This window comes from Dactylosporangium sp. NPDC005572 (genome assembly GCF_040605515.1).
In the GTDB taxonomy this organism is placed as follows: Bacteria; Actinomycetota; Actinomycetes; order Mycobacteriales; family Micromonosporaceae; genus Dactylosporangium.
The window spans coordinates 1-6,492 of record NZ_JBEXCY010000361.1; the positions used below are offsets into that span (position 1 = coordinate 1).

The 6,492-nt window shown below is 71.5% G+C and carries 4 protein-coding genes; 2 read left to right on the forward strand and 2 right to left on the reverse strand.

Annotation, left to right across the window (positions count from 1 at the left end; all coding sequences use genetic code 11):
• On the forward strand, positions 1–250 hold a 250-nt coding region (locus ABZS66_RS59835; RefSeq protein WP_354773638.1), incomplete at its 5' end, for a hypothetical protein.
• 33 nt (positions 251–283) lie between these two features.
• Here ABZS66_RS59835 and ABZS66_RS59840 read toward each other — a convergent pair.
• Positions 284–1,897 (reverse strand): ISL3 family transposase, encoded by a 1,614-nt coding sequence (locus ABZS66_RS59840; protein WP_354773639.1) that lies wholly within the window; start codon positions 1,895–1,897, stop codon positions 284–286.
• A gap of 525 nt (positions 1,898–2,422) precedes the next feature.
• On the opposite strand from ABZS66_RS59840, the gene ABZS66_RS59845 reads away from it, so the two are divergent.
• The gene (locus ABZS66_RS59845) at positions 2,423–4,471 is read left to right on the forward strand and encodes a hypothetical protein (RefSeq protein ID WP_354773640.1); all 2,049 of its coding nucleotides are present in this window, start codon (positions 2,423–2,425) and stop codon (positions 4,469–4,471) included.
• 675 nt (positions 4,472–5,146) lie between these two features.
• Here the strand turns inward: ABZS66_RS59845 and ABZS66_RS59850 are convergent.
• Positions 5,147–6,016 carry an oxidoreductase gene (locus ABZS66_RS59850; protein ID WP_354773642.1) on the reverse strand — a complete coding sequence of 290 codons (870 nt, stop codon included), beginning with the start codon at positions 6,014–6,016 and terminating at the stop codon, positions 5,147–5,149.
• Positions 6,017–6,492 lie beyond the last annotated feature (476 nt).

Genomic DNA, 6,492 nt, shown 5'->3' on the forward strand with positions numbered 1-6,492 from the left:
CAGACCCTGGGACCTACCGGCGATCACGCCACCGCGCCTGCCTCCTACCCTCCACGGCGCCTTCTACCGGTCGGCGCTGTATCCCCTCCTGGCGCGCATCAACGCCTACCTGATGCGCTGGCTCCGCAAGAAACACAAACGGCTGCGGGGACGCAAACGAGCCCAGGACGCCTGGACCAGAGCCGTCACCACAAGGCCGCGGTTCTTCGCCCACTGGGCCTGGGTAACCACCGTCCCCGCCGTCTGGTGACCAGGGCAACAAGAGCCGCATAACGGGAGATCGTTACGTACGGTTCTGTGAGAGCCGGGGGCTGAAACGCCCCCGGCTACTCGACAGCATCTTTACGCGGTTGACCTGGCCCTCGACGGCGCCGGAGCTCCAGGGCAGGGTCAGTCCGGCGGTGACCGCGGCGAGGTCACGTTGCAGGCCCTTAGCGAAGGAGTGCAACGGGGCCAGGTCGCTGGCCAGCACGGCGGCGATCCACTGCGGCAGGCGGGCGCCGCGCAACTTGCGCATCATGTCGGCGAAGTCCTGGACGTGGCCGACAAGCGCGTCGAGGGCGGGACTACGCTCGCGGATTACATCGAGTTTGTGCTGGTCGTCGGTCTTGGGCTTGACCGGATCACTCATGATCCATTTTGCGACCCGACGCGGTTTCGGTGGCGGAGGTGTGTTCGGCGCGGGCAGGCGGCGGCGGGTGCCGCCTTCGACCGGCCGCAGCGGTTGTAGGTAGCGGCGCAACGTCTGGACGCTGCCTCGGTAGCCCTGCTCGCGGGTCTCGGCGTACAGCGTCGCGGTGTCTGTGCAGCCGTCGTTCCATCGTTGGTGCAGGTAGGACGTGTACGGGTCGATGAGACTGTCTCGTCGGGTGTTGGCGAGGAGTTCGTCGATGCTGGTGGCGTCAGCGAACCGCCGGACGGTCTGCGGGTCCAAGCCCAGCCGGCGGGAGACCTCGGCGCGGGAGGCGCCCTCGGCCAGCAGTTGCTGGACCTGGGTGTAGCGTTCGCGGGTACGGGTCACGAGCCGGATCTCCTTGTCTGGTACCGCTGCTGGCTCCTCCGGCTGCGGCAGCAGCTTCGGTTGTGGTGGCTGAGCGGCCTCGGTGGGCTGGGTGGGTGGTTCGGCGAGGCTGGCCCGGTGCGCCACGACGACGGCCTCGACGGCTTCGCCCAGGTTGCGCCACAGATGCCAGCGATCTGCGACCTGGATCGCGTCCGGCGCGCCAGCCGTGGCGCCGTCGGCGAAGGCGCCGGCACGGTCCCGGCAGATGATCTCAGCGCCGGGATGGGCTCGCAGCCACGCGGCGACGGTGTCGGCCTCCCGGTCGGGCAGCACGTCGACCGGCCGGTGGGTGTTCATGTCGAGCAGGATGGTGGCGTACACCTGACCTTTGCGTAGGGCAAAATCGTCGATGCCGAGCACGCGCGGCGCCACGGTGAGCGTCGGCTCTGGGGCGCAGCGCAGCAACCGGAGCAGGGTGCTACGGGACACGTCCATGGCCAGCTTTGCCGCCAGCCGGACCCCGACCCGGCCAGCGAGGGCCGCACCGATGCCGTGCAGCAGATCCTGGAGCGGCTGGCTGCGCCGGCGCCGCCGCACGGTCAGGCCGGGTACCTGCTCGACGAACGTGCGCACCGTGCAGTCGATCACCTGGCAGTTGAACCGCCGGACCTGCAGGACCAGCCACACCGGCCGCCCGCCGATCGGTGTGTCGGCGACGCGTCGCTGGTAGCGGCCGCGTACCGAGGTCGACACCGTGCCGCAGCCCGGACACGCGGCGGTCTCACCACGAGCGCGACCGAACAGGTAGTTGGCCTCGGGGCCGAACTCCACCCGCTCGATCAACACGCCAGACAGGTGCGGCAGGACGACCTCAGTGATGGTGTGATCACGCATCGCGAGATGATCACCGGAACTCGATCCTTCGCAAAGCGTTGCTGGTCAACGGATCAGCCCAGCAGCGCCTGCACGTCCGTCCACTATCGACACCGCCATCGGGCGAGCGCCTGTCGATCAGTTCCGACGCCGACTGACGCCTCGCCACGCTTCCTGTGACGGAAGCCGGAACAACCCTGGCGTGTCCACGAATTAGGCAACAGGGTCGTGCACGCTGGCAACGCCAGGTGCGTAGCCTCACGCCGAGATCACATCCTTGCAGACCAAAGAATCTTGCAGCACTAGGGTGCGGTAGCGCACCGCCGCGGGTCCGTGCCGGTCGGGCCAGGTCGCCCGCCGCGGCCGAGGCCGCGGTCCGCTCGATGACCGTAGTCAGCCAGCCGGAGCCGTCGGGCGAGACCTCGACGGGCTGGTCGCACATGACCCGCGGGATGTCGGCGGGCGCGGCCGGTGGCAGCCGCCGGCCGTCCTGGTGGAAGGCGCCGCGGACCAGCGCCAGGAACTCGCTCGCCTACACTGATGGCCGTGACGGCCGATGCGGCACCCACGTGGGAGCACGCCTTCAAGCGGATGTTCGGCGTGCACGAGATGTATCCGGGACCGGACCGGCTGACGCCCGGGATCGCCGCCGCGGTGCCGGGCTTCGTGGAACGGGCGCGGTCGGCGGCGTCCGGCCGAGCCACGGCCCTGTCCGCGGCCGGGCGCGCGGCGGACCCCGAGCGCTCGCGCCGCCCGTCGGCCGAGGCCCGGGCTGCGCTGCGGAGGCTGGCGGGCGACCTCGCGCCGTTCCTCGACGGCCCGGATGCGGCGGTGCGGGCCGCGGCCGCGTACGCGCTGACCCAGGCGGACGCCGGCCCGGACGTTCTGCGGAGGCGGCTGGCGGTGGAGACCGAACCGGTCGTGCGGGCGGCGCTGCTGCTCGGGCTGGGCGAGGCTGCCACCGGGGCGTCGCCCGTCGACGCGGACCCGACGGTCGTCGTCGCAGGCGCGCTGGCCGCAGCCCGCAGCGGGGTGCCGTGGACCGCCGGCACGGTGGAGGCGGTCGCGGCCGCGCTGGCGGCCGGCGTCAGGGTGCCTGAGGACTGGCTGCGCCGCGAGTCGCCGCTGGCCGACCTGCTCTGCGCGGCCGGGCCGGCCGCCGGGATGGCGCTGCTCGACGCGCTCCTGCGGGCGCTGCCGGCCGAGGGCGTCACGGGCGGCCCGATGGTCGGCGCGGTCGTCGTGGGCGAGAGCGTGATGTCCAGCGCGAAGCCGGTCGACGAGACCGCCGGGGCGCCGCGCGGGCTACCGTCGGTGCTACCGGTGATCTGGGCCCTCCGGCCCTGGACCCCGTTCGCCCCACTCGCCGCTGCGGTGGTCCTGCTGCGTGGGGTCGAGGACGCCTGCCGCTGGCACCGGCCGGCCCGGACCGGGCTGGCCACGTGGGCTGGGCGGTGGCTGCGCCACGGCGACCCCGCGGTGCGGGTCGCGGCGGTCGCCGCGGTCGCCGCGACTGGGCCCGCCGCCGCGCCGTGGGCCGACGACCTGGCCCGGCTGTCGGCCGACGAGGAGACGCCGAAGGTCGCTCGGCAGACCGCGGCCTGGGTGCTCCTGCAGCTCGGCGACGCGCGCGGGGTCGGGCTCGAACGATGGGGGCCGGCGCGCACAGTGGCCGAGCTCGACGCGGTCGGCGACCGGCTGGACCAGGCGGTCGCGGCGGGGGACGCCGCGACCGTCGCGGTCCTGGCGGAGCGGCTGCGAGCGGCCGGCGCCGGCCAGGTGTCGCGGCTGCGAGCGGTGCGGGCACTGGCGCCGCGGGCCGTCGCACTGGCGCTGGCTCGGGCGAACGCGGCCGAGCCGGTCGACCTGCCCGAGCTGCGGGTCCTTGCGGCCGAGGGCGTCGAGCCGAAGCCCGCGTTCGCCGTCTGGCGGCTCACCGGCGACCGGGACGTCGTCCTCGCAACGCTCCGGCGGGCCCACGACACGTCGGACTGGCAGGCGATGACGCTGGGGCTGACGATGGCCGCCGAAGCCGGCCTGGAGGTGCCGAACCTGCCGGCCGAACTGCTTGAGTCGCCGTGGCCGAACGGGGCGTCGCTCATGGTGCGGCGCACGCAGCTCGCCGCGGCCCGTCTGCTCCCCGCCGACGGGCCCGGGCCGCACCCGCCGGCCGAGGTCCGGGCCACGATCCGCGAGATCATGGTCGACGGCGGCGCGGGCGGGGGCGAGGCCGCGCTGCTCGCCGCGGAGCTCGGCTGGGACTGGCTGACCGACGCCATCCGCGACCTCGCCCACGGCGAGCACGACTGGTCGGCCCCGGCCGCCGCCGAGGCGCTGTGGCGGCTCGGCGCGGCGAAGGCAGAGGAGCTCACGCCCGCGCTGGTCACCGTCGTAGAGCACGGCGTCCGGCCCGCCGAGGCCGTGCGGGCCCTCGTGGCGATCGGCGCGCGGGCGGCGGCCCCGCACCTGACCCGGCTGGCCGAGCGGGACCGCGCCGTCGCCTACGACTACCGCCCGCATCGCATGGTGTGGGACGACGAGCGGCTGCGCGCCGAACTGCGGGCCGCGGCCGCTGGCGTCACACCGGCGGGGTGACCGGGAGCGGGTCGGCCCGATGGCGCACGGTCCCGGCTTCGGCCGCTTGAACGGGCCCCGCGGTGGGCAGGATGGAGCGGCGAGCAGACTGCCGTCCGTCAACGTCGGCCGGCCCAAGAACGTGGCCTGACAGGGGCCACACGGTCTTCACCGGGGTGTGGAAGGCACCGGTCGACGGCCCGGTGACGGCCCGCCGGCTCAACCTCGACGGCGACGGCCAGGGCGACCTCGGCGGCGAGCAGCGGCGGTGCTCGTCGACCAGCTCGGCTCGTACCGGCACGGCCAGAACCACCTCCACCACCACGACTTCACCTACGGCCAGTTCGGCGAGAACCTCACCGTCGACGGCCTCCCCGACTACCGACGTTCCACACTGCCGACCGGCCGCCACACTTCCTGCGACAGAACCCGGCGTTCCTCTGGGATCGGCTCACGGAATTCCTCTGGGGGGACGACGAGCTACGGCCCCGGCAGAGTCGGCACTCGCCAGCTGAAGCGCCCGCTTTGCTCGGCGCAGCAGCCGACCGGTTTGGTCGCCGGCGGGTCGTGCTCGTTGGTCGATGCCGCTCGGTGTTGCGAGCCTGGCACTAGCGATCGGGCCGATCGCCCTACCGTGTTACTGGGTGGTGCCGCTGTGGTGAACTGAGTCGGTTCGCTGTGGCGGCACCGCTGTTGTTATTCGGCGTGTGCCAGTGGGTCCAGTTGTTCTGGGGTGGCCTGGTCGTGGTCTGTCATTACGCTCCAGTGCCGCCACGTGGCGTCTTCGGTGTGGCGGGCTGCGGAGGCCTTTTCAGCGGCGGTCACCGCGTCGGATCCGAGGAGCAGTCGTAGTGGCGGGTTTGGTTCGTTTGCCAGCCGAACCAGCAGTCGGGCCACTTTATCCGGATCGCCGGCGGCTGTGCCGCCACCGGCGGTGAAGAGGCGTGCAAGGACACCGACGGTCTGGTCGTAGGGTTCGCTGACCGGTCGGATCGCCATCGAGGAGCCTGCCCAATCGGTGCGCATACCACCTGGTTCGACGACCGTGACGTTGATACCGAGTGGGTTCAGTTCAGCAGCGAGCACCTCGGTGAGGCCGCCGAGTGCCCATTTGGCTGCCTGGTACGCGGAAAGTCCGGCATTTGCGACACGGCCGCCCACGGACGAGACGTTGATGATGTGTCCTGATCGCTGCGTACGCAGCACGGGGATGACTGCTTTGCATACGTTCACAACGCCGAACAGGTTGGTGTCCACCTGCTCGCGGAAGTCCTCGATGGTGATGTCCTCCAAGGCACCGAGGTTGGCGTATCCGGCGTTGTTGACCACGACGTCGAGTCGACCGAAATGGTTGATCGCGGTCGTCACCGCCTGCTGGGCCGCCGCGAAGTCCGTCACGTCGAGCGCTGCGGCGGCGACTTGGCTGCCGTGGACGGCGACGATGCTGGCGAGCTGATCTGGGTCGCGGGCCGTTGCGAGCACGTGGTGCCCTGCCTGGAGCGCCGCCTCGACGATTGCTCTGCCGAGACCGCGGGAACTGCCTGTTACCAGATAGACCTTCGACATGGTGCTCCTTGTAGTGGGTCTGGACAGCCTGAGCGGCGCGTCACAGCCACGCCGTCGGCGAGTTCGTTCACTCCGGGGGAGCGATACAAACTCGACGGCCTTCTCGAGGGGTTCGTCGCCACGATTGCCAGGCGGGGCACGTCGGGCCGCCTCGAGGCGGCTGTCGATGATGGCGGCATCGGCGGGCATCCTCAGTCAATGTCACAAATTCTAGCACATCATGCCAACGCGATCCAGGCTGTGATGCGGGCTCGGGCCAGGACGCGACCGACACGGTCCTGCCGCAGGGTCTGACACGACAAGCAATGACGACGCAGACGATCGCCGGACGGCGTGGCTCGCGCTCCTGCCGTCCGGCGATGTAGGACGTCCTGGCCCCTGGTGTTGTGTTGTGAGAACGATGTCGTTCGGGTTGCAGGGCGTCTGGCTTAGGCGAGGAATCCGCCGTCGACGGAGAAGTGTGTGCCGGTGATGTA